Genomic DNA, 908 nt, shown 5'->3' with positions numbered 1-908 from the left:
AACCTCGCCAAGCTCGACGACGCGTTGAAGGCGGCGCTGAAGGGCAAGGACCTGTCGAAGCAGGATCTGGCGATGGTCGTGAACGTGGCTGTCGACTACTGGAATGCCGGCAAGGTCGGTTTCAAGAAGGGTCTGTCGGATCTGGGTGTCAAGGGTACGTATCAGGCTCCGGCGAACGGTCGTCTGGACCAGCAGTTGTCGATCATTCAGACGTTGCGGGGTCAGGGGATCACGGGTCTGAGTGTGTCGGCGATCGATCCGACGGCGATCAAGGCGCCGATCGCGTCGGCGAACGCGGCGGGTATCCCGGTGCTGGCGATCGACTCGCCGTTGCCGAAGGAGGACGGTGCGGCGCTGTACCTGGGGACGCCGAACTACCAGGCCGGTCAGAAGGCCGGTGAGGCGATGAAGCAGGCCCTGGGCGGTAAGGGTCAGGTGGTGGTGCTGGTGGGTTCGCTGACGACGTCGAACGCGGTGGAGCGTATTCAGGGGTTCGAGGACGCGTTGAAGGGCACCGACATCAAGGTGGTGCAGAAGCTGTCGGACGGGATGGATGCGTCGAAGGCGTTGACGAACGCGCAGACGGCGATTCAGACGAATCCGAACATCAATGGTCTGTACGGTGTGTACTCGTACGATGGTCCGTCGGCGGGTCAGGCGGTGCAGGCGGCGGGCAAGTCGGGCCGAGTGAAGATCATTTCGGATGACAGTGACCCGCAGACGCTGAAGTTCATTCAGTCGGGTGTGATTCAGGCGACGGTGGTGCAGGAGCCGTACCAGCAGGGTTACACGGGTGCGTATCTGCTGGCGGCGTTGAAGGTGCTGGGCAAGGACGCGACGCTGAACCTGGTCAAGCCCTACCTGGAGTCGGACGGCACCACGCTGTCCTCCGGCGTCGGCCTCGTCAC

General features: G+C 63.1%; 1 protein-coding gene. It reads left to right on the top strand.

Translation table 11 applies throughout. The features are described 5' to 3' along the window. Window positions 1-908 (top strand): substrate-binding domain-containing protein (locus tag K7G61_RS35915; RefSeq protein ID WP_225851347.1); only part of this gene is annotated, 908 nt, incomplete at both ends.

This window comes from Streptomyces sp. HPF1205 (genome assembly GCF_020400825.1).
In the GTDB taxonomy this organism is placed as follows: Bacteria; Actinomycetota; Actinomycetes; order Streptomycetales; family Streptomycetaceae; genus Actinacidiphila.
Note: the sequence above shows the minus strand (reverse complement) of the source record. Positions and strands in the feature narration are given on the sequence as shown.